The organism is Streptomyces sp. TLI_55 (assembly GCF_900206255.1).
GTDB classification, from domain to species: domain Bacteria; phylum Actinomycetota; class Actinomycetes; order Streptomycetales; family Streptomycetaceae; genus Streptomyces; species Streptomyces aquilus.
In genome coordinates this window covers 381233-401323 of the sequence record NZ_OAOJ01000001.1, presented here as the reverse complement: position 1 = coordinate 401323, position 20091 = coordinate 381233, and the positions used below count along the sequence as shown (strand labels likewise).

Genomic DNA, 20091 nt, shown 5'->3' with positions numbered 1-20091 from the left:
CGTGACCCGAGGGTCGGGAAGGGCCCGGTGACCCTGCTTCCACGTCTGTCTCCCCCTGTCGATGTGGCCGGTCCGTCTTGTAGGTCGTCTAGCGATGCAGGCGGGTGTTGAGGCGCGCCGCCTGGCGGGTGAGGTGGTCGCGTTCGGCGAGGTTGGGGGCCTGGTGGGCGGCCTCTGCGTACAGGCGGGCCGCCGTCTTCAGGTCGCCGTCGCGTTCGTGGAGGTAAGCCGCCACCGCCGTGTGCCGGGGCAGCGCGGCGTCCAGCTCGGCGAGGGCGGCCAGGCCCGCGCGCGGGCCGTCGGCCTCCGCCACGGCGACGGCGCGGTTGAGCCGGACCACCGGACTGTCGGTCAGGCGCACCAGTTCGTCGTACCACTCCACGATCTGCACCCAGTCGGTCTCCTCGGCGCGGGACGCGTCGGCGTGCAGGGCGGCGATGGCGGCCTGGGCCTGGTACTCGCCCAACCGGTCGCGGGCGAGGGCCGCCTGGAGGATCTCCACGCCCTCGGCGATCAGGCGGGTGTCCCACCGGCCGCGGTCCTGCTCGGCGAGCGGCACCAGGCTCCCGTCGGGCGCCGTCCGGGCGGCGCGGCGGGCGTGGTGGAGCAGCATGAGCGCGAGCAGCCCGGCCGCCTCGGGATGGTCGACGACGGCCGTGAGCTGCCGGGTGAGCCGGATCGCCTCGGCGGCCAGGTCGACGTCGCCGGAATAGCCCTCGTTGAAGACGAGGTAGAGGACGCGCAGGACGGTGGCGACATCGCCGGCCTGGTCGAACCGTACGCCGGAGACGGTGCGCTTGGCGCGGCTGATGCGCTGCGCCATGGTCGCCTCGGGCACCAGGTAGGCCTGCGCGATCTGCCGGGTGGTGAGGCCGCCGACCGCGCGCAGGGTGAGCGCGACGGCGGACGACGGGGTGAGGGAGGGGTGGGCGCACAGGAAGTACAGCTGGAGGGTGTCGTCGACCGTGGACGCGGGACCGGGCTCCGGTTCCTCCTCGAAGCGGTCCTCGCGGCGGCGGCGTGCGGTCTCGGCGCGGGTCGCGTCGAGGAACTTGCGCCAGGCCACGGTGACCAGCCACCCCTTGGCGTCCCGCGGCGGGTCGGCCGGCCACACGCGCAGCGCCTCGACGAGCGCGTCCTGCACGGCGTCCTCGGCCGCCGCGAAGTCTGCTCCGCGGCGGACGAGGACGGTGAGCACGCTCGGGGTGAGGCCGCGCAGCAGGGCCTCGTCCATCGGTGGGGTCACTCCGTGACCGTGCAGTGCGTGCTCATGACCGGCCGGACCTCCAGCCACTCGTGGATCGGCCTGCCGCCCGCCCCCGGCGCGGCGGACAGCTCCGCGGCCAGCTCCAGGGCCCGCTCGTGACTGTCGACGTCGATGATCGTCCAGCCGGCGATGAGGTCCTTGGTCTCGGCGAACGGGCCGTCGGTGACCGGCGGACGCCCCTCACCGCCGTAGCGGACCCACGACCCCTCAGGGGCGAGCGCCTGACCGTCGACGTACTCGCCGGACTTCTCCAGCCGTGCCGCGAAGTCGTTCATGTACTGCATGTGCGCCGAGATCTCCTCCGGCGTCCACTGGTCCATCGGCACGTCGTTCACCGGTGCCGGGGCGCCGCGGTAGTGCTTGAGCAGCAGGTACTTGGCCATGATCGCTCTCCTCGGTGCGGGTGCGGCCCATTGTGGCCGCGTTCATCCCGGGGACGGAGCCGGACGCGGGATCTCGACATCACCGGCAGGACAATCTTCTTCTCTGCCTCACAGGGTCGGGTCGTCCTCGGTGAACGCGCTGATGAGTCCGTGGGGTGTGGTGTCGCCGAAGAGGAGCTCATGGAGGCGGGTGCCCTCGGCGGCGGCCTGGGCACTGCGGGGGAACAGGGACTGCTCGTATCCGGCGAGAGCGGCCTCGACGTCGTGGGGGTGTGCGGCGATGGCCTTGCCGAGTTCGGCGCCGTCATACATGGCGAGGTTGGCGCCCTCGCCGTTCGGGGCCGAGAGGTGGGCGGCGTCGCCGAGCAGGGTGACCCCGGGCACCCGCTGCCACCGGTGGTCGACGGGCAGCGCGTGGAGGGGGCGCAGGAGGGGTGCGGTGTCGCTGTCCGTGAGAAGAGCGGTGAGCTCCGGCGCCCAGCCGTCGAACTCTCCTACGATCCGTGCGGCGGCGGCGACGGAATCGCCGAAGTCGATGTCGGCGAACCATTCCTGCGGCCGCGCCAGCGCCACATACGTGTGCAGGGTGTCACCCTTCTCCCGGTGGGCCTGGATGCCCTTGCCGGGGGCGAGCGCGAGCAGCGAGCCGCCGCCGACGGCTTTCGCTGCGGCCGGGTGCCGGGTGTCAGCCTCGAAGAGATACGTCTCCACGAACGACATGCCGATGTACCGCGGCCCGGCGGCGGACAGCAGCGGCCGCACCCGCGACCAGGCGCCGTCCGCGCCGACCAGAAGGCTGGTGATGACGGTGCCGCCGTCGGCGAAGGTCACCTCGTGCCGGCCCTCGCCCAGGGCGCGTGTGCCGGTCACCTTGTGGCCCCACCGGACGGTCCCGGCCGGGAGCGAGTCGAGCAGCGTCCGGCGCAGCTCACCGCGCAGCACCTCGGGGCGCCCGCCCGTACCGTCGTCGGCCTCCTCGAACAGGACGGCCCCACTCTGGTCGAGGAGCCGCATCGCCTGCCGGCCCTCCAGTACGAGACCGCGGAACTCGTCCCTCAGCCCCGCCGCCTCCAGAGCCGCCTGGCCGTCGTGCTCATGGATGTCCAGCATCCCGCCCTGCGCCCGCGCCGCGGGGGAGACCTCCGCCTCGTAGACCGTGGCCGGGATGCCGTGGACATGGAGGACGCGCGCGAGGGTCAGCCCGCCGAGGCCGGCGCCGATGATCGTGACATGCGTGGTCATGACGACTCCTTGCAGCCGTACACCTGCCGACCGGGCGCCGACAGGTTCTCCGGAAACCCTCCGGCCCCACGCCGACAGATCCCCGACACCGCCCCGACAGCCCCGACAGGCAACCGACACGGGACACTGCACCGGTGCTGCTGACATGGATCGCCGAAGTGGCGAACGAACCCCTGGTGCTGGACCCCGCCGACCGGCAGGCCGAGTGCGATAGCAACACCTGGTGGCTGAGTGCGGCGGACGGGGACAGAGCGTCGCTGTCCGTCTCCGATGTGGTCGCCGCGTTCGAACGGACCGCTGCAGCGATCCGGGCCCGAATCCGTGAGCTGGGGTTCTCCGGTGCGGCGACGTTCTACGTGTGGCACGACGCGCAGGCGGGGCAGCTCAGGTGCTCGACCGGGTCCGGGACCGCGGACGAGCTGCCGTTCCGCGGTGCTTACCGCCCCTCGGACGATCTCGCGCCGATCGTCGAGGAGTTCCTGGCGGACGGGGAGCCGGGGCCGCTGCGTGTCTGGGTGAGCAGTGTGGGAACAGGCGAACGCCCGGCCGGGGAGGCCCAGCCGGGCGTTCGGTTCGATGTGAGACGGGGCTGATCAGCTCACCTCGGTGATCCGCCAGCGCTGGTTGGAACCGGAGTTGGCCTGCCACGTCGTGACGGCCGCGCCCTCGGTCGTCGCCTGGCCGCCGACCTCGAGGAGTCGGCCGGTCGCCTGGTTGACCAGCGTCCAGGTGCCGTCGCCCGTGGTCGAGAGGATCCACTCCGTCGCCGGGTCGCGGTCGCCCGTGTCGGGCTCGATCACCGGCACGTTGTCCCGTACGGCGAGCCGCTTGCCCTCGGCAGGGTTGGCGAAGACGTAGCGGGCGCGGTTGCTGCCCTTCTTGCCGTACTTGGCCTCAAGGCGCCACTCCTGCGCGACCGTGCCGTTCGCCGAGTTGATGACCAGGTTCGTCCCGTTGGTACCGACGGTCACCGCCTTGCCGCTCTGCACACCGGTCAGCGTGTACGACGCGCCCTTGCTGAACAGGCTCGCGTCCTTCGCCACGCCGGAGACACCCTTGACGGCGAAGGAGGTCACGGACTGCGCGGGGACGGTGTACGTCGCCTTGCCGTCGACGACCTCGACCGGGGCCTGCTCGACCAGCTTGCCGGCCGCGTCGGTCACGGTCGGGATGACGGTCGCGTCGTCCTTGATCTTCCCGAACTTGGACAGGTCGATCGTCACCGCCCGCGGGGCGGTCGTGGAGTTGACGTGGACCAGCGAGGCGCCCTTGCCGTCCTTCGTGACCGCGGCGGCGCTGGAGGTGTCGTTCACCTTGATCAGGCGGTCGCCGGGCTTGATGAAGTGCGTGAAGTTACGGGCCGTGTCGAACTTGGTGTTGGTGTAGATCGGGCAGGACTTCAACGTGTCCGTGGAGGTGCAGCTGAACGGGAGCTGGACGGAGCCCCAGTTGCCGCCCTTGGCGGACTCGCCGCCCGGCTTCATGTTGTCGTAGTCCTCGACCGGCTGCCAGAACACCCAGGCCTTGGGCTCCAGTTCGCGCAGGTCGTTCACCATCTGCTGGGCGAGGCCCAGCCCGGGACGCATGTCGGTGAAGCTCTGCCCGTCGCCCCAGTCGCCCTCGACCTCGCTCATCCACAGCGGCTTGTCGGCCGCCTTGGCGAGGTCGCGGACCGTGGTGCGCTGACCGGTGCCGTAGGTGTGGACGTTCATCTGGCCGACGAGGTCCTTGGACGCCTGCGAGTAGGAGTTCCAGTTGGTCGCGAACAGACCGGGGTTGGTCTCGTCCATCGCCGATATGTCGGCCCTGACCTTGGCCTTCTTCAGCGCGGGCGCCAGCGCGGCCAGCACCTTCTCCTGCATCGCCGGCCCGATGTGCGCACCCTCCTGACGGCCGCCCACGGGCTCGCCGTTCGCGTCCAGACGCGTGCCCCAGTAGCCGGTGTTGGGCTCGTTGAACGGGTCGACGGTGTCGACCTCGATGCCCTCGGACTTCTCCAGCCGCTTCGTCGCCCCGGCGAGGTAGGCGGCGAAGTCACCGACCGAACTCTCCTTCAGCTGCTCGGCGTTGGCGTTGAACCCGCCCGAGACATAGCCGCTCTCGGTCATGAACCACGGCGGGGAGTTGGAGAACGTCTCCCAGTGGTCGATGTCGTGCTTGATCCGCTCGACCCACCAGCGCTGCGTGGCGTCCGCGTCCGGGTTCCAGTCGGCGGGGTCGTCGGCGCTCCACCAGTCGGTGTCGGTACGGGTCGTGCCCGCCGGCGCCTTCCACCAGCCCTCGACCGCGCCACCGGCGCGCAGGTAGTCCTTCACGTCGGGGGCGTTGCCGCCGCCGATGTTGTAGCGCGCGATGTTCAGCGCCAGACCGTCGTCCCCGAAGAGCAGGTCGGCGAGCTTCTCGCGGATCTCCTTCGGGTAGTCGCCGGTGGCGTTGGCGAACCAGACCAGGCTGGTGCCCCAGCCCTCGAACGCGTCCTGCTTGTACGACGGGTCGGGCTGCACGGTGACCGACGCGGTGGCCGTGTCGGCCTGCGCGAGCGGCGCGGGCCCCGAGAGCAGCGCCGCTCCGGTCGCCAGCGCGGTCATCGACGCGGCCCCGAGAAGCCGTCTGCTGCGGGTGAGTCCTGCCATCGTGTGCTCCCAGCTTTCATAGGTGGAAACGCTGCGGTGGTCCCTCCCGCCGGACCTCGCGGGGAGGGTCGTGCCCCGGGCGGGGCCATGTGCCGCCCGGGGAGACAACTGCGGTCAGGCCGACGGCCGGCGCACCACGCCGACCTCGCGCGGGCCGAGGACGAGTCCGCCGTCGCCGGTCGTGCCGTACAGCACGTCACCGGCGAATCCGGGCAGCGGCACCGTGTCGTCGGTGCGGTTGACCAGGAACAGGAACTGTTCGTCGTCGTTGCCGCGGACGACCAGCTCGACCCGTCCGCGCGCCTCGGCGGGGAGTTCGCTGTGCACGCCCGCCGGTTCGAGCAGGCGCGGCAGCAGCGCGGTGAGCCCGGCGACGCCGAGGCGCGTGGAGACGTACGACGCCGAACCGGCCGCCGCCGTACGGCGGGTGACGGCGGGCCGCCCGGCCTGGTCGCCGGAGTCGTAGCGGGCGAGGACCTCGGTCCGGTCGTCGGCCAGGGTGATGCGGTCGGTCCACAGGGTGCCGGTCGAGCCGTCGTCCAGGGCGACCGACTCGTCGGCGAGCAGCGGGCCGAACTCCTCGACACGGATGCCGAGAAGGTCGCGCAGGGCGCCGGGGTAGCCGCCGAGCCAGATGTGGTCGTTCTGGTCGACGACGCCGGAGAAGTAGGTCGTGACCAGGTGGCCGCCCTGTTCGGCGTACCGAGTGAGCTCCTTGGCGAGCTCGGCCGGGACCACGTGCAGGACCGGTGCGATCAGCACGTCGTAGCGCGCGAAGTCGCTCTTGGTGGTGATCAGGTCGGCGCGCACGCCGAGCGCGAGCAGCGCGGAGTACCAGTCCAGGCCCTCCTGGCGGTAGTTGAGCAGCGAGGTGGGGTGCGAGTCCTGCTCGCTCGCCCACCAGGAGTCCCAGTCGAAGACGATGCCGACCTTGGCGCTCTCCCGGGTCGAACCGGCCACCGGAGCCAGCGTCTTGAGGGTGGCGCCGAGTTCGACGACCGCGCGGAACAACTCGCTGTCGGCGCCGGCGTGCGGGACCATCGCCGAGTGGTACTTCTCGGCGCCGGCCGCCGACTGCCGCCACTGGAAGTAGCAGACGGCGTCGGCGCCGTGCGCCACGTGCAGCAGCGCGTCACGGGCCAGCTCGCCGGGCCGCTTGGCCACGTTCACCGGCTGCCAGTTGACGGCGCTGGTGGAGTGCTCCATCAGGAACCAGGGCCGGCCGGCCGCGATGCCGCTGGTGAGGTTCGCGGAGAAGGACAGCTCGTCACGGGACTGCGGGCCGGGGTGGACGTAGTGGTCGTTGGAGACGAAGTCGATCTCCTCGGCCCAGTCCGCGTAGTTCATGCCCTTCGTCTCGCCCATCACCATGAAGTTGGTGGTGACCGGAACGTCTGGGGTGATCTCCTTCAGCAGGTTCCGCTCGGCGCGCAGATAGTCCTTCAGGACGTCGGAGGAGAAGCGCTTGAAGTCCAGCTGCTGCGTCGGGTTCGGGTGCGAGGCCGCAAGGCGCGGGGGCAGGATCTGCTCCCAGGCGCTGTAGCGCTGCGACCAGAAGGCCGTGCCCCAGGCGTGGTTGAGGGCCTCCAGCGTGCCGTAGCGGGCGCGCAGCCAGTCGCGGAAGGCGCGGGCCGCGTCGTCGGAGTAGTCGTAGACGTTGTGGCAGCCCAGCTCGTTGGAGACGTGCCAGGCGACCAGCGCGGGGTGGTCGGCGTAGCGGGTGGCCATCTCGCGGACCAGGCGCAGGGCGTGCTCGCGGAAGACGGGGGAGGTGGGCCGCCAGTGCTGGCGGGCGCCCGGCCACAGGGTCTCGCCGGTCGCGGTGACCGGCAGGATCTCCGGGTGGGCCGTGGTCAGCCACGGCGGCGGGGAGGCGGTGGCCGTCGCCAGGTCGACGCCTATGCCGCCCGCGTGCAGCAGGTCCATGACCTCGTCGAGCCAGCCGAAGTCCCAGGTGTCGGCGGTCGGTTGCAGCCGCGCCCAGGAGAAGATCGCCACGGAGACGACGGTGACACCGGCCTCCCGCATCAGCCGGACGTCCTCCTCCCACACCTCCCGGGGCCACTGCTCGGGGTTGTAGTCGGCGCCGAAGGCGAGACGCGGGGTGAGGTCACCGTCCGCCCCGCGGCGGCGGGAGTGGAGGGTGGAGATCATGGCGGTCCTTCCGAAGGGGTGGTGCACGGGGGCGGCGCGGCCCGGGAGCCGCGCCGCCCGGCGTTCAATGCTTCCGCGAGAACTGCTTCGCTTCCGCGAGCACTACTTCTCGATGGTGAAGCCCTGCTCCTCGCCGTACTTGACCGAGGCGTCCTGCCAGGCCTTCAGACCGGCCGCCAGCGTGGTGTTGGAGACGTACGCCTTGCCGACCGTGTCGTTGAAGATCGAGTTCGCGTACTGCTGGAACGGCAGGTAGGACCAGTCGCTCGCCACGTTCGCCGCGGACTCGGCGAAGATCTTGTTCGCCTCCTGGCCGTCGAAGTAGTCGAACTTCTTGCTCTGGAACGCGGGGTCCTCCAGCTGCGCCTTGGTGGCCGGGAAGGCGCCCTGGTCGACGCGGGTGGTGACGCCGGCGCCGGCGTTGGCGTACTCGGTGAAGGCGTAGGCGAGTTCCTTGTTCTTGGCCAGCGCCGGGACGGTCAGCGAGGAGCCGCCGTTCTCCGCGCTCGCCTTGTCGCCCTTGGTCCAGGCCGGCATCGCGGCGGCCCGCCACTGGCCCTTGGCGCCCGGGACGCCGGTCTCGAAGTTGGCGGGCATCCAGGCGCCGGTGGTCAGGGTGGCGATGGTGCCGTCACCGAGGCCCTTGTACCAGTCGTCGGTCCAGCCGTTGATCGGGGCGAGCAGCTTCTCGTCGATCAGCTTCTGCCAGACGGTCTCGAACTTCTTGGCGCCGGCGTCGTCGAAGTTGATGCCGACCTTGGTGCCGTCGACCTTGTACGGGCGCGAACCGGCCTGCCACAGCATGGAGGTGGTGAAGCCCGCGTCACCGGCGTCGTTGGCGATGTACGCCTTCGGGTCGGCCTTGTGGATCTTGCGGGCCGCGTCGAGGTACTCGTCCCAGGTGGTCGGGACGGCGACCTTGTACTTGTCGAAGACCGTCTTGTTGTAGAACATCGCCATCGGGCCCGAGTCCATCGGCAGGCCGTAGACCTTGTCGCCGTCGCTGACCGCGTTCCACGGACCGGCCGTGTACTTCGAGGCGAGCTTGCCGGCGCCGTACGGGGCCAGGTCGGTCAGGCCCTTGGTGAGGGAGTACTGGCCGAGCGCGAAGTACTCGACCTGCGCGACGTCCGGGACACCCTTGCCGGCCGAGATCGCGTTGGACAGCGCGGTGTAGTGCTTGTCGCCGGAGCGCTCGCTGACCAGGTTGACCTTGACCTTCGGGTACTTCTCCTGGAAGTCGGCGGCCACGGTCTTCAGGGTGGGCTCCCAGGCCCAGACCGTGATGGAACCGCCCTTGTCCAGGGCCGCCTTGATGTCGGCGGCGGAGACGGCCTTGGTGTCGGAGTCGTCGTCCGAGCTTCCGCAGGCGGTGACGCCGAGGGCGAGGGTGGAGACGAGGGCGATGCCGCGCAGGATGCGGCTCGTGGTTCTGCGCATGGAGGTGCTTCCACTTCTTCGTGGGTGGGACAGTGAGGGTGGTGGTGCTTCAAACGGGTGTTGCAGTGGTGCTTCAACGGGTGTTTCAGAGGTGCTGCATTGGGGGGTTCGGGGGCGTCGCCGAGGTCACTCCTTGACGCTTCCGGCGGCGAGGCCGGACTGCCAGTACTTCTGGAGGAACAGGAAGGCGGCGATGAGGGGGATGATCGTGACCAGGGAGCCGGTGATGACGAGGTTGAAGATCACGTCGCCGCCGATGGTCTCCGCCTGGGAGTTCCAGGCGCTGAGCCCCAGGGTCAGCGGGTACCAGTCCGGGTCCTTCAGCATGATCAGCGGCAGGAAGTAGTTGTTCCAGGTGGCGACCGTGGTGAACAGCAGCACGGTGACGATGCCCGGCGCCAGCAGCGGCAGCGCGACCTGGAAGAAGGTCCGCAGCTCGCTCGCCCCGTCCACCCGGGCCGCTTCCATCAGCTCGGTCGGGATCGCCTCGGCGGCGAACACCCACATCAGATAGAGGCCGAACGGCGAGACCAGTGACGGGATGATCACGGCCCAGGGGGTGTCCGTGAGCCCCATCTTGCTGAACATCAGGAAGGTCGGCACCGCGAGGGCCGTACCCGGCACGGCCACCGCGCCGATGACGACGGCGAAGATCCCGCGCTTGCCGGGGAAGTCGAACTTCGCCAGCGCGTACCCGCCGAGCACCGCCAGCAGCGTCGCGCCGCCCGCGCCGAGCACCACGTACAGCAGGGTGTTGAGCAGCCAGCGGACGAAGATGCCGTCGTGGTAGGTGAACGTGGTCCGGATGTTGTCCCACAGGGCGAAGTCGTGGGCGAACCACAGTCCGTTGGAGGAGCCCAGACCGGCCTGGGTCTTGGTGGAGTTGATGACCAGCCAGATCAGCGGCGCCACGGTGTAGAGGACCATCAGGGCCATCAGTCCCGTGAGCAGCAGGCTCCGCTTCGGCTTGTCGGGAGTGTGCTTCTTGCGCGTGGTGCGCAGCGGGGAGGCGCTCTTGGCGGGGGGAGCGGTGACAGAGGTGCTCATCGGGTCACGCTCCCTTGCGCATGCCGCGCAGCTGGACGGCGTAGGCCACGATCATCGTGAGGACGCCCATGATGATGGCCACCGTCGCGGAGTAGTTGTGCTGCTGGCCGTTGAAGGACAGCGAGTACGTGTAGAAGTTCGGCGTGTAGTCGGTGGTGATGGCGTTGCGCGCCAGCGGGCGCAGGATGCTCGGCTCGTTGAAGAGCTGGAAGCTGCCGATGATCGAGAAGATCGTCGCGATGACGATCGCGCCGCGGATCGCGGGCAGCTTGATCGAGCTGATGATCCGCCACTGACCGGCGCCGTCGATCTCCGCCGCCTCGTACAGCGAGGTCGGGATGACCCGCAGCGCGGAGTAGAAGATCAGCATGTTGTAGCCGACGAACTCCCAGGTCACGATGTTGCCGATGGAGGCGAGCACCCAGTCGGGGGAGAGCAGGTCGGGCAGCGAGGTGCCGAACGCCTCGTTGATGTCGCCGACCAGGCCGTACTTGGTGCCGTACATGAAGCCCCACATCAGGGTGGCGACCACGGCGGGCACGGCGTACGGCAGGAAGATCGTGATCCGGAAGAAGCTCTTGCCGTAGAGCCGGCCGCTGTCCAGCGCCAGGGCCACCAGCAGGGCGATGCCCAGCATGATCGGTACCTGGATCGCCAGGAAGAGCCCCACCCGGCCGACGGCCTGCCAGAACTGGTCGTCCTTGAGGGCCTGGGTGTAGTTGTCCAGGCCGACGAAGTGGTTGCCGCCGATGAGCTGGTTGCGGTACAGGCTCAGATAGATCGAGTACGCGATGGGCGCGAGGAAGACCAGTGCGAAGACCGCCACGAACGGGCCGATGAAGCCCCATCCCGTCCACGAGCGTCGGTCCCGTTTCGCCGGAGGCGGTGCCGGGCGCGGCTCGGCGGCTGCCGGCGGTTGCAACGTTGTCATGATCGTTCCTCGCTCGTTCACTCATGGAACCCCCGCCCCGCAGCGGTTTCCCGTTACACGGGGCGGCCGAGATGTTTACGTAAACACCGATCAGCAGAAAAAGTGACTTGAGCTGTTATGTTTACGTAAACATCCGATGGCGGCATGTCTACACTCCTCCGATGACACCGGTCAAGGGTCTCCCCGGAGGATCGTGATCAAAGCGATGCCGGGAGAGGCAGGGGGTAGGGGGAAGCAAATGGACGCGACACACGACTCGCCGCCGCAGGCGCCGCGCCGAGGTCGCCGCGTGAGCCGTTCCTCGGTCTCGATGGCCGACGTGGCACGGCTGGCCGGGGTGTCCTCCCAGACCGTCTCCCGCGTGTCGAACGGCTACGCGGGCGTCAACGAGGAGACCCGCCGCCAGGTCCTCGACGCCATGCGGGAGCTGGGCTACCGCCCCAACAGCGCCGCTCGTGCCCTCAAGCGCGGCGAGTTCCGCACCCTCGGCGTCATCACCTTCTCCCTCGCCACGACCGGCAACGTCCGCACCCTGGAGGCGATCGCCACCGCGGCCGCCGCCGAGGGCTACGCCGTGACCCTGCTGCCCCTCTCCGTCCCCACCCAGGACGAGGTGCGCGGCGCCTTCTCCCGGCTTCAGGAACTCGCCGTCGACGCGGTGATCGTCATCATGGAGGTGCACCTCCTCGACGCGGCCACCATCAACATGCCGCCCCGCGTCCAGGTGGTCGTCGCCGACTCCGACGCGGGGGACCGGTACACGGTCGTCGACACCGACCAGGCCGGGGGCTCCCGCACCGCCGTCGAGCACCTCCTCGGGCTCGGCCACCACACCGTCTGGCACCTCGCCGGACCGGAGGACTCCTACGCCGCCCAGCGCCGCAGCGACGCCTGGCAGGCCACGCTCACCGCGGCGGGGCGTCCGGTGCCGCCGCTGGTGCGTGGCGACTGGTCGGCGGAGTCCGGCTACCGGGCGGGCCTGGAGCTGGCCGCTCAGCAGGACTGCACGGCGGTCTTCACAGCCAACGACCAGATGGCCCTGGGCCTGTTGCGGGCCCTGCACGAGAGCGGCCGGCGCGTCCCGGAGGACGTCAGCGTCATCGGCTTCGACGACATCGCCGAGGCGTCGTCCTTCCTGCCGCCCCTGACCACGGTCCACCAGGACTTCGCCGAGGTCGGGCGGCTCTGCGTCCAGGCGGTGCTGCGCAAGCTGCGCCATGACGACACGCCGCACGGCACGACGCTGGTGCCGACGCGTCTGATCATCCGACAGAGCACGGCCCCGCCGCCGAGCGCACGCTGAGTGCCGGGTGCGTGGGTTGGCTATGGCAGCTCTTCCTGGGGCGTTCCGGGCGCGGTGTGCGGCGGCTGCTCGTCCGGGTGGGCCGGGCGCGGGGTTCGTTTGCGGCTGCCGGTCGAGGGTGGCCCAGGTCGGCCGTTCGGCCACAGCTGCTCCTCCAGGGTGGGCCGGATCAGGCCCGTCCGGTGGGTGACGACGAGTTGAGCCCGGTCGCGGGCTTCCAGCTTCGTCATGGCGCGCTGCACATGGGTGCGGACGGTGAAGGGGCTGAGGAACAGCCGCTCGGCGATCTCCTGGTGGGGCCGCCATCTCGCGTTCGCGCGGCGTGAGCCGTTCGGGCCGTTCGGTGTCACGGCGGGACGGTGTTCGGCGCGGTGCGGAATCGGGCGACCAGGGAGCGCGTCTCGGCGGGGCGCGGGAGCGTGCCGTCGTCGGCGATCGTCCGCACGGCGTTGAGTAGTTCGCCGGCCCCGATGCCCTCGCCGATGAACCCGCCGACTCCCACGCGCAGCGCGGCCGGCGCCAGGACACCCCGCCACACACCGCCCACGAGCCGCCGCATCGTCCTCCGCTGCACCTGCCCCCAGTAACCGGCGTCGCCCAGTGCCAATGCACCACAGGGGAACACCCCCGCTGCCCGCTGTGGCTGTCCCCACCCGCGATCCGGCGGTCTACCCGAGTGACCCCGCCCCGGTGTCTGCCTAGCGTTGTGGCGCATGGCATCCTCCCGCACCACCTCGACGCTGGGCAGACGCGCAGGCGTGGCGGCCCTGTTGGCGGCCATGGTCGTACCGGCAGCACCCGCCGCCGCGCGCCAACTCCCCACTGGACACGACACCGTGTGCGGAACCCACGGCGAACTCCGCGAGGCGCTGCGCACGCTCACCGATCGCGACCGGATCACCGGCGCCGCGGTCCTCGTGACCGACCCCACCGCGGGCGCGCCCTGCGGGAGTTGGACCGAGACCGCGGGGACGGCGGACCTGCGCACGGGCCGCGCCATGAACGCCACCGACCGCTTGCGCGTCGGCAGCGTCACCAAGACGTTCACCGCGACCGTCGTGCTCCAGCTCGCCGCCGAGCACCGTATCGCGCTCGACGCTCCCGTCGACCGCTACCTCCCCGGCCTGATCCGGCACGGCGGCCACGACGGCCGACACATCACCGTACGCCAACTCCTGCGCCACACCAGCGGGTTGCCCGACTACCTCGACGCCCCCGAGTGGGAACACCCCGAGCGCCTCCGCCACCGGCACTTCGAGCCTCGCGAACTCGTCGCCCGCGCGCTCGACCTGCCACGACCGACACACCCCTGGCACTACGCGACCACCAACTACCTTCTCGCGGGCCTGATCATCGGCAAGGTCACCGGCCGCTCCCCGGAGGAGGAGATCACCCGCCGCGTGATCCGGCCCCTCGGGCTGCGCGACACGTACTGGCCCGGCGATGACACCCGCATCCACGGACCGCACTCGCGCAGCTACTTCACCGCCGACGACGGCCGCCTCACCGACGGCACCGCCTGGAACACGACCTTCGGGGGCGTCGGTGGCGCGCTGGTCTCCACCCCCGCCGACCTGACCCGGTTCATCACCGCGCTGCTCGGCGGTCGGCTGCTGCCCGCGGACCAACTCGCCGACATGCGGCGGACGGTGGCCGCCGACCCGGACCGGCTGTGGCCCGGCGCCCGCTACGGGCTCGGCCTGATCGCCTCCCCGCTGCGCTGCGGCGGGCAGTGGTGGGGCCACGCGGGGACCGTACCCGGAGGCCACCGGGCGCTGACCGCCGTCGGCCCCGGCGGACGCAGCGTGGCCGTCGCGCTCAACAAGGTGCCCGACACCCTGCAAGCCGAACAGGACTTCCTCGACACAGTGCAGACCGCCTTCTGCGAAGGGCGGCCCGCCGAAGGAACAGCACGAACAGAAGGGACCCCTCAGTGATCCGTTTAGCCCGCTCGCCGCAGAGCGCTTCGCCTACGACGAGAAAGACGGCCCTCGGCCTGGCCGCCACCGCTCTCGCCGTCACCGCGCTGCCCGCCACCGCCCTCCCGGCCCAGGCGGCCTCAGACCCCCTCGCCCGCTACCACCACCAGCGCCTCGACTGGAAGAGCTGTGTGCGCGGCCAGGACGACACGACCGGCAAGGAGTTGGAGCAGGCGGGCGCCCAATGCGCCGACGTGACCGTGCCGTTGGACTACACGACCCCCGACGGGCGGACGATCACCGTCGCCATCTCGCGGATCCGTGCCACCGACACCGCCCACCGCGTCGGACCGCTGCTCCTCAACGGCGGCGGCCCCGGCGGGCAGACCCTCGGCGACCCGCCGTGGGTGCGCCAGGCGATGAAGGACGTCGGCGCGCGCTACGACGTGGTGGGCGTGGACCCCCGCTTCGTCGGACGCAGCACCCCGCTGGACTGCCACTGGCCGACCGGCTCCGCCTTCCGCAGCGCCGGCTTCGACCGGGCGGGCTTCGACCGTATGACGGCGTTCGCGGCAGACCTCGCACAGCGCTGCCGGCAGCACGCGGCGGACGTGCTGCCGTACGCCACCACCCGCAACACCGCCCGCGACATGGACGTCATCCGTGCCGCGCTCGGCGAGCGACGGATCTCCTACCTGGGCTACTCCTACGGCAGTTACCTGGGCGAGGTGTACACGACGATGTTCCCCACCCGCGTCGAGCGGGTCGTCCTGGACGGTGTCATCGACCCGGACCGGTACGGCCCCCGGCTGCTGCGGGGCACGGAGCAGGCCAACCGGCACGCACTGGAGGGCTGGGCCTCGTGGGCCGCCGCCCGCGACGCGACGTACGGCCTGGGTCGCAGCCGTGGGAAGGTGCTGGCGGCCGTGGACCGGGTCCAGGCGGCAGCGGCCCGCACCCCCCTCCGCGTCGGGGACCACCGGGTGGACGAGCACGTCGTCCCCCTCATCGTCTTCAACGGCCTCTCGCAGGACAACGACTCCGCCTACGGGGACTTCGCCCAGGCGATGCGCGACCTGTCGAGGGCGGCGGACGGACATCGGGTCACCGCGTCTCCGTGGCTGGCCGAAGCCCTCGCCTTCCTCCTCACCGGAGCCGACTCCTCGTACGGCAGCGTCCAGACGGCGATCCTGTGCGGGGACGTCGCCGCACCACGCGACCCGGAGGTCTACTGGCGCGACGTCCAGAAGGCCCGCGCGCGGGACCCGCTGCTGGCCCCCGTCACGAACAACGTGAACCCCTGCGCCTTCTGGGGCCCGCCCCGCGAGCGCCCGACCACCCTCAGGGACGACCTCTCCGCCCTCCTCGTCAACGCCACCGGAGACCCGCGCAGCACCTACGAGGGCGCCACCGCGGTGCGCCGGGCATGGCCCTCCTCCCGCCTGGTCACCCTGCGAGGCGCCGACCAGCACGCGGTCTACGGTGTCTACGGCACCCCCTGTGTCGACGACACGGTCAACGCCTACCTCGCCACCGGCCGCCTTCCGGCCACGGACGTCACCTGCGCCGCGCGGGTGCCGTGACGGATCACTCACACGGCCCGGCGTCGAACGGCTGGACCCGCCTCGCGCCAGGGCCGATCGTGGGAGCCGTGCACGATCACCGTACGGTCCCCGGGTCCTGGGAGGCGGAAGCCGCCGAGGTCCGTCGTTTCTGGGCGGAGCTCGGCCTTCCGGGACTCATCGACGTCCACACGCACTTCATGCCCGAGCGCGTCCTGGACAAGGTCTGGGCGTACTTCGACACCCAGGGGGCCCTGACCGGCGGGCTGGAGTGGCCGATCACGTACCGGCGGCAGGAGGCGGAACGGGCGGATGTGCTGCGCCGGTTCGGCGTGCGGGCGTTCACCTCGATGCTCTACCCGCACAAGCCCGGCATGGCCCGGTGGCTGAACGGCTGGGCGGCCGACTTCGCCCACCGCACCCCGGAGTGCCTGCACACCGCCACCCTGTATCCCGAGCCGGACGTCGAGGCGTACGTCCGCGAGGCGGTCGAAGCGGGCGCGCGCGTGTTCAAGGCGCATGTGCAGGTGGGGGCGTACGACCCGGCCGACGAGCTGCTCCGGCCGGCGTGGGGCGTGCTGGCCGAGGCCCGGATCCCGGTGGTGATCCACTGCGGCTCCGGGCCCGCGCCCGGCAAGCACACCGGCCCCGAGCCGATCGCCCGGGTGCTGGCGCGCCACCCGAGGCTGCGGCTGATCGTCGCGCACATGGGGATGCCCGAGTACGAGGACTTCCTGAGCCTCGCCGAGCGGTACCCGGAGGTGCGGCTGGACACCACCATGGCGTTCACCGATTTCACCGAGGCCTTCATGCCGTTCCCGCGCGGTTCCCTGCCCCGGCTCGCCGGTCTCGGCGACCGCGTCCTGCTGGGCTCCGACTTCCCCAACATCCCCTACCCGTACGTCCAGCAGCTGCACGCCCTGGAGCGGCTGGGCCTCGGACCTGAGTGGCTGCGCGCCGTGTGCCACGACAACGCGGCGGCGTTGTTCGAGGTGTGAGCAGGAGCTCTTCCGCGCCCGCCGCCTGCCCGGCCTCAGCGACCCTTGCGCACCCGGGCCGCCGCGCGGGCCTCCGCGATCTTGCGGGCCTCGGACGTCTTGCGGGACTCCTTCGCGGGGCGGCCCGTACGGTCGCCGAGGCCGCGGAAGGGGACGTTGCCGGTGGAGGTCTTCGTCCCGGCCGGCGGGCGCTTCGCGCCGGTGATGGCGGTCAGCTGCGCCTCGCCGGAGCGCACCTGGGTGACGGTCGGGCGGATCCCGGCCTCGGACATCATCCGGTTCACCTCGCGCCGCTGGTTGGGCGTGACCAGGGTGACCACGGTCCCGGACTCCCCGGCGCGCGCCGTACGTCCGCCACGGTGCAGGTAGTCCTTGGCGTCGGCCGGCGGGTCGACGTTGACGACGAGGTCGAGCGTGTCGATGTGAATGCCCCGGGCGGCGACGTTGGTGGCGACCAGCACGGTGATCTCACCGTCCTTGAACTGGCCCAGGGTGTGCGTGCGCTGCGGTTGCGACTTCCCGCTGTGCAGGGCGCCGGCCCGGATGCCGCTGGCCCGCAGATGGCGGGTGAACTGGTCGACGCCGGCCTTGGTGTCGAGGAACATCAGGACCCGCCCGTCGCGCGCGGCGATCTCGGTCGCGGTCGCGTACTTGTCGGCGGCGTGGATGTTCAGCACATGGTGTTCCATCGTGGTGACCGAGCCCGCCGCCGGGTCGACCGACGCGAGCACCGGGTCGTGCAGATAGCCGCGCACCAAGTGCTCCACGTTCTTGTCCAGCGTGGCGGAGAACAGCAGCCGCTGGCCGTCCGGGCGCACCTGGTCCAGGGTCTGTGTGACCTGCGGCAGGAAACCCAGGTCGCACATCTGGTCCGCCTCGTCCAGCACCGTGATCCGCACCTGGTCGAGGTGGCAGTCCCGGCGCTCCACGAGGTCGGTCAGCCGGCCCGGCGTCGCGATGAGCACCTCGACGCCGGCCCGCAGCGCCGCCTGCTGCCGGTTGATCGACAGCCCGCCGACCACCGTCGCCAGCCGCACCTTCAGCGTCTGCGCGTACGGGGTCAGCGCGTCGCTGACCTGCTGCGCGAGTTCCCGGGTCGGCACCAGCACCAGCGCGAGCGGACGCTTGGAGTCCGCCCGCAGGCCCGCGGTCCGGACGAGGAGCGCCAGCCCGAAGGCCAGCGTCTTGCCGGAGCCGGTCCGCGCCCGGCCGAGGACGTCGCGGCCGGCCAGCGCGTTGGGCAGGGTGGCGGCCTGGATCGGGAACGGCTCGGTCACCCCGAGGGCCGTCATCGCCGTCACCAGCTCCGAGGGCAGCCCGAGCGCGTCGAAGGACGCGGCCGGAGGCAGGCCGGGGGACACCGGCTGAGGCGCATCGGCATCGGAGCGTCCGGGGTGCGACGGCTTGGCGTTCATCGGGGGAACCTTCCTGATCAGGCGCCCCGGAATGGCCCGGGGCCCGTACCGCTCGGTACGGGCCCCGGCGAAGTCGAAGCGTGCGGCCATTTTATCAGTGGACACGCGGAATAAGGTGCCCGTACCACCGCGTCCACCGCACACATCGGGACGGTCGACTGACGTGTCACAACACCCTGCGGGACTGTTCGTCGGCCTGTGCACGTTCGACGTCGTCCAACTCGTCGACCAACTGCCGGGCCCGAACGAGAAGGTGACGGCCCGTCGGCAGACGGTGGCCGCGGGCGGTCCGGCCGCCAACGCGGCCGCGGCCTTCGCCCACCTCGGCGGCGCGGCCACACTCCTCACGTCGATCGGCTCCCATCCGCTGGGCGTCGCGGCCGCGGCGGACCTGGAAGGGCTCGGCGTGACGGTGCGGGACCTGTCGGCCGACTCGACCGAGCCGCCCTCCGTGTCCTCGATCCTGGTGACCGCGTCCAGCGGTGACCGGGCCGTGGCGTCGACGAACGCGGCGGGACGCCGGATCGCGCAGCCCCCTGACCTCACCGCTCTGGTGGCGGGCTACGACGTCGTCGAGTTCGACGGCCATCACATGGACCTCGCGCTGGCCGTCGCGCGCGCCGCACGGGCCGCCGGATGCCGGACCGTACTGGACGGCGGCAGCTGGAAGCCGGGAACGGAACAGTTGCTGCCCTCCATCGACGTGGCCGTCTGCGCCGACTCCTTCCGCCCACCCGGCACCACCGGTCCCGAGGAGGTCCTGCGGTTCCTGCGCGACCGTCACGTCCCGTGGAGAGCGGTGAGCCGGGGCGGGCAGCCCCTCGTGTGGGAGGGGCCGCACGGCGGTGGCACGGTCGACGTCCCGGCCGTGCGGGTGGTGGACACGCTCGGCGCGGGCGACGTACTGCACGGCACACTCGCCCACCAGCTGTCCCTGCAGCCCGAGCTGACCGACCCGGGATTCGCCGGGGCGCTGCGCGCCGCGACGGCGTGGGCGTCACGGGCGTGCACCTCGTTCGGCACGCGGGAGTGGATGAAGTAGCTGAGCCGCCCCCGAAGGTCCCGCCGGACAGTCCCCGAGGGGAAACAGAGTTCAGCGTGTGCGCGCGGCCGCGTCGAGCAGCGGGGCCAGTTCCCGGGCCGCGGTCGTCAGGGCCCGTACGTCCTGTTCGGCGCGGGCGATGAGGAGTGCTCCTTCCAGGGTGCTGATCATCAGCGTGGCCAGGTCGGTGGTCCGCTCCTCGGGTACGCCCATGTCGGCCAGCGCTCGGGCCACCGGGCCGGTCCAGGCGGCGAACGCCGCCGCTGCCGCCTCGCGGGTGGACGCGGTGGACTCCGCGCAGTCCACCGTGGCGGCGGCCACCGGGCAGCCGCCCGCGAAGCCGGCGCGTTCGTACTCGTCGGTCCACTGGCGCACCATCTCGGCGAACAGCCCGCCCGGTGTCGGCTCCGGAAGTGCGGCCAGGAAACGGGCGACACGGTTGCCCGCGTACCTGCCCGCCCAGGCCACCGCCTCGTTGACCAGCTGTTCCTTGCCGCCGGGGAAGTAGTGCTGCAGCGAACCGCGCGGCGCCTCGGCATGGGCGGCGACCTCGCGCATGCCGGTGGAGGCGACTCCGTCGCGCCGGATGAGCTGCGCCGCGCTGAAGACCATCCGCTCACGCGGTCCTCGTTCGGACATCCCCGGCCTCCCTGAGTCGTCGAACCGCCGCCATCTTATGACGGTGGTCATAGGCCTCGGCTACTATGACCGCTGTCATAGTGGATGGTCCGCCGTCCTGTGCGGTTCCGCGGTTC

Annotated in this window: 16 protein-coding genes and 1 pseudogene; 6 read left to right on the top strand and 11 right to left on the bottom strand. The window is 71.2% G+C overall.

All coding sequences use genetic code 11. The features are described 5' to 3' along the window. Positions 1 to 88 precede the first annotated feature (88 nt). The 3 genes from CRP56_RS02010 to CRP56_RS02000 form a co-directional block, all read right to left on the bottom strand. A complete protein-coding gene (locus CRP56_RS02010; RefSeq protein WP_097259690.1) occupies positions 89 to 1234 on the bottom strand; it encodes an RNA polymerase sigma factor in 1146 nt (381 codons plus the stop codon). A gap of 8 nt (positions 1235 to 1242) precedes the next feature. Further along, positions 1243 to 1650 carry a YciI family protein gene (locus CRP56_RS02005; RefSeq protein WP_097259689.1) on the bottom strand — a complete coding sequence of 136 codons (408 nt, stop codon included), beginning with the start codon at positions 1648 to 1650 and terminating at the stop codon, positions 1243 to 1245. Positions 1651 to 1758: 108 nt separating this feature from the next. After that, the gene (locus CRP56_RS02000) at positions 1759 to 2892 is read right to left on the bottom strand and encodes an FAD-dependent oxidoreductase (protein WP_097259688.1); all 1134 of its coding nucleotides are present in this window, start codon (positions 2890 to 2892) and stop codon (positions 1759 to 1761) included. Between the two features lie 134 nt (positions 2893 to 3026). Between CRP56_RS02000 and CRP56_RS01995 the strand changes: the two genes are divergently transcribed. After that, entirely contained in the window at positions 3027 to 3485 is a 459-nt protein-coding gene (locus tag CRP56_RS01995; protein ID WP_097259687.1) for a hypothetical protein, read from the top strand. Here CRP56_RS01995 and CRP56_RS01990 read toward each other — a convergent pair whose 3' ends face one another. From CRP56_RS01990 to CRP56_RS01970, 5 genes are all read right to left on the bottom strand, one after another. Continuing rightward, positions 3486 to 5525, bottom strand: coding sequence for an RICIN domain-containing protein (locus CRP56_RS01990; protein WP_097259686.1), 2040 nt, complete (start codon positions 5523 to 5525; stop codon positions 3486 to 3488). 114 nt (positions 5526 to 5639) lie between these two features. Then, complete coding sequence (locus CRP56_RS01985) at positions 5640 to 7679, bottom strand: beta-galactosidase (RefSeq protein WP_097259685.1); 2040 nt, start codon at positions 7677 to 7679, stop codon at positions 5640 to 5642. Between the two features lie 102 nt (positions 7680 to 7781). After that, complete coding sequence (locus CRP56_RS01980) at positions 7782 to 9119, bottom strand: ABC transporter substrate-binding protein (protein WP_097259684.1); 1338 nt, start codon at positions 9117 to 9119, stop codon at positions 7782 to 7784. Positions 9120 to 9245: 126 nt separating this feature from the next. Next, positions 9246 to 10166 (bottom strand): carbohydrate ABC transporter permease, encoded by a 921-nt coding sequence (locus CRP56_RS01975; RefSeq protein WP_097259683.1) that lies wholly within the window; start codon positions 10164 to 10166, stop codon positions 9246 to 9248. Positions 10167 to 10170: 4 nt separating this feature from the next. Continuing rightward, entirely contained in the window at positions 10171 to 11097 is a 927-nt protein-coding gene (locus CRP56_RS01970) for a carbohydrate ABC transporter permease (RefSeq protein WP_059193663.1), read from the bottom strand. A gap of 310 nt (positions 11098 to 11407) precedes the next feature. Here CRP56_RS01970 and CRP56_RS01965 point away from each other — a divergent pair, with 310 nt between their 5' ends. Continuing rightward, positions 11408 to 12400: a LacI family DNA-binding transcriptional regulator gene (locus CRP56_RS01965; RefSeq protein ID WP_179851281.1), complete on the top strand. Its 993-nt coding sequence runs from the start codon at positions 11408 to 11410 to the stop codon at positions 12398 to 12400. A gap of 164 nt (positions 12401 to 12564) precedes the next feature. Here the strand turns inward: CRP56_RS01965 and CRP56_RS48205 are convergent. Next, positions 12565 to 12911 (bottom strand): annotated as a pseudogene (locus CRP56_RS48205) (LuxR C-terminal-related transcriptional regulator); the annotation flags it as partial. Between the two features lie 202 nt (positions 12912 to 13113). Between CRP56_RS48205 and CRP56_RS01955 the strand changes: the two are divergent. From CRP56_RS01955 to CRP56_RS01945, 3 genes are all read left to right on the top strand, one after another. Further along, positions 13114 to 14337, top strand: coding sequence for a serine hydrolase domain-containing protein (locus tag CRP56_RS01955; RefSeq protein ID WP_179850927.1), 1224 nt, complete (start codon positions 13114 to 13116; stop codon positions 14335 to 14337). Beyond that, positions 14334 to 15902 carry an alpha/beta hydrolase gene (locus tag CRP56_RS01950; RefSeq protein ID WP_097259680.1) on the top strand — a complete coding sequence of 523 codons (1569 nt, stop codon included), beginning with the start codon at positions 14334 to 14336 and terminating at the stop codon, positions 15900 to 15902. Before CRP56_RS01955 ends, CRP56_RS01950 begins: the two co-directional genes overlap by 4 nt. Positions 15903 to 15970: 68 nt before the next feature. Then, positions 15971 to 16879 carry an amidohydrolase family protein gene (locus tag CRP56_RS01945; RefSeq protein WP_257039984.1) on the top strand — a complete coding sequence of 303 codons (909 nt, stop codon included), beginning with the start codon at positions 15971 to 15973 and terminating at the stop codon, positions 16877 to 16879. 35 nt (positions 16880 to 16914) lie between these two features. Here the strand turns inward: CRP56_RS01945 and CRP56_RS01940 are convergent, their stop codons facing one another. Then, positions 16915 to 18294: a DEAD/DEAH box helicase gene (locus CRP56_RS01940; protein WP_097259678.1), complete on the bottom strand. Its 1380-nt coding sequence runs from the start codon at positions 18292 to 18294 to the stop codon at positions 16915 to 16917. A gap of 163 nt (positions 18295 to 18457) precedes the next feature. Here CRP56_RS01940 and CRP56_RS01935 point away from each other — a divergent pair, with 163 nt between their 5' ends. Beyond that, the gene (locus tag CRP56_RS01935) at positions 18458 to 19336 is read left to right on the top strand and encodes a PfkB family carbohydrate kinase (protein WP_257039983.1); all 879 of its coding nucleotides are present in this window, start codon (positions 18458 to 18460) and stop codon (positions 19334 to 19336) included. Between the two features lie 51 nt (positions 19337 to 19387). Here the strand turns inward: CRP56_RS01935 and CRP56_RS01930 are convergent, their stop codons facing one another. Then, positions 19388 to 19975, bottom strand: coding sequence for a TetR/AcrR family transcriptional regulator (locus tag CRP56_RS01930; RefSeq protein ID WP_179850926.1), 588 nt, complete (start codon positions 19973 to 19975; stop codon positions 19388 to 19390). Between the last annotated feature and the right edge of the window lie 116 nt (positions 19976 to 20091).

What these genes read in the sequence shown, in the direction of transcription:
- CRP56_RS01980 (WP_097259684.1), bottom strand. Translation starts at nt 9,119, where the DNA reads ATGCGCAGAACCACGAGCCGCATCCTGCGCGGCATCGCCCTCGTCTCC.
- CRP56_RS01985 (WP_097259685.1), bottom strand. Translation starts at nt 7,679, where the DNA reads ATGATCTCCACCCTCCACTCCCGCCGCCGCGGGGCGGACGGTGACCTC.
- CRP56_RS02010 (WP_097259690.1), bottom strand. Translation starts at nt 1,234, where the DNA reads ATGGACGAGGCCCTGCTGCGCGGCCTCACCCCGAGCGTGCTCACCGTC.
- CRP56_RS01955 (WP_179850927.1), top strand. Translation starts at nt 13,114, where the DNA reads ATGGCATCCTCCCGCACCACCTCGACGCTGGGCAGACGCGCAGGCGTG.
- CRP56_RS01940 (WP_097259678.1), bottom strand. Translation starts at nt 18,294, where the DNA reads ATGAACGCCAAGCCGTCGCACCCCGGACGCTCCGATGCCGATGCGCCT.
- CRP56_RS01990 (WP_097259686.1), bottom strand. Translation starts at nt 5,525, where the DNA reads ATGGCAGGACTCACCCGCAGCAGACGGCTTCTCGGGGCCGCGTCGATG.
- CRP56_RS02000 (WP_097259688.1), bottom strand. Translation starts at nt 2,892, where the DNA reads ATGACCACGCATGTCACGATCATCGGCGCCGGCCTCGGCGGGCTGACC.
- CRP56_RS02005 (WP_097259689.1), bottom strand. Translation starts at nt 1,650, where the DNA reads ATGGCCAAGTACCTGCTGCTCAAGCACTACCGCGGCGCCCCGGCACCG.
- CRP56_RS01970 (WP_059193663.1), bottom strand. Translation starts at nt 11,097, where the DNA reads ATGACAACGTTGCAACCGCCGGCAGCCGCCGAGCCGCGCCCGGCACCG.
- CRP56_RS01965 (WP_179851281.1), top strand. Translation starts at nt 11,408, where the DNA reads ATGGCCGACGTGGCACGGCTGGCCGGGGTGTCCTCCCAGACCGTCTCC.
- CRP56_RS01975 (WP_097259683.1), bottom strand. Translation starts at nt 10,166, where the DNA reads ATGAGCACCTCTGTCACCGCTCCCCCCGCCAAGAGCGCCTCCCCGCTG.
- CRP56_RS01930 (WP_179850926.1), bottom strand. Translation starts at nt 19,975, where the DNA reads ATGTCCGAACGAGGACCGCGTGAGCGGATGGTCTTCAGCGCGGCGCAG.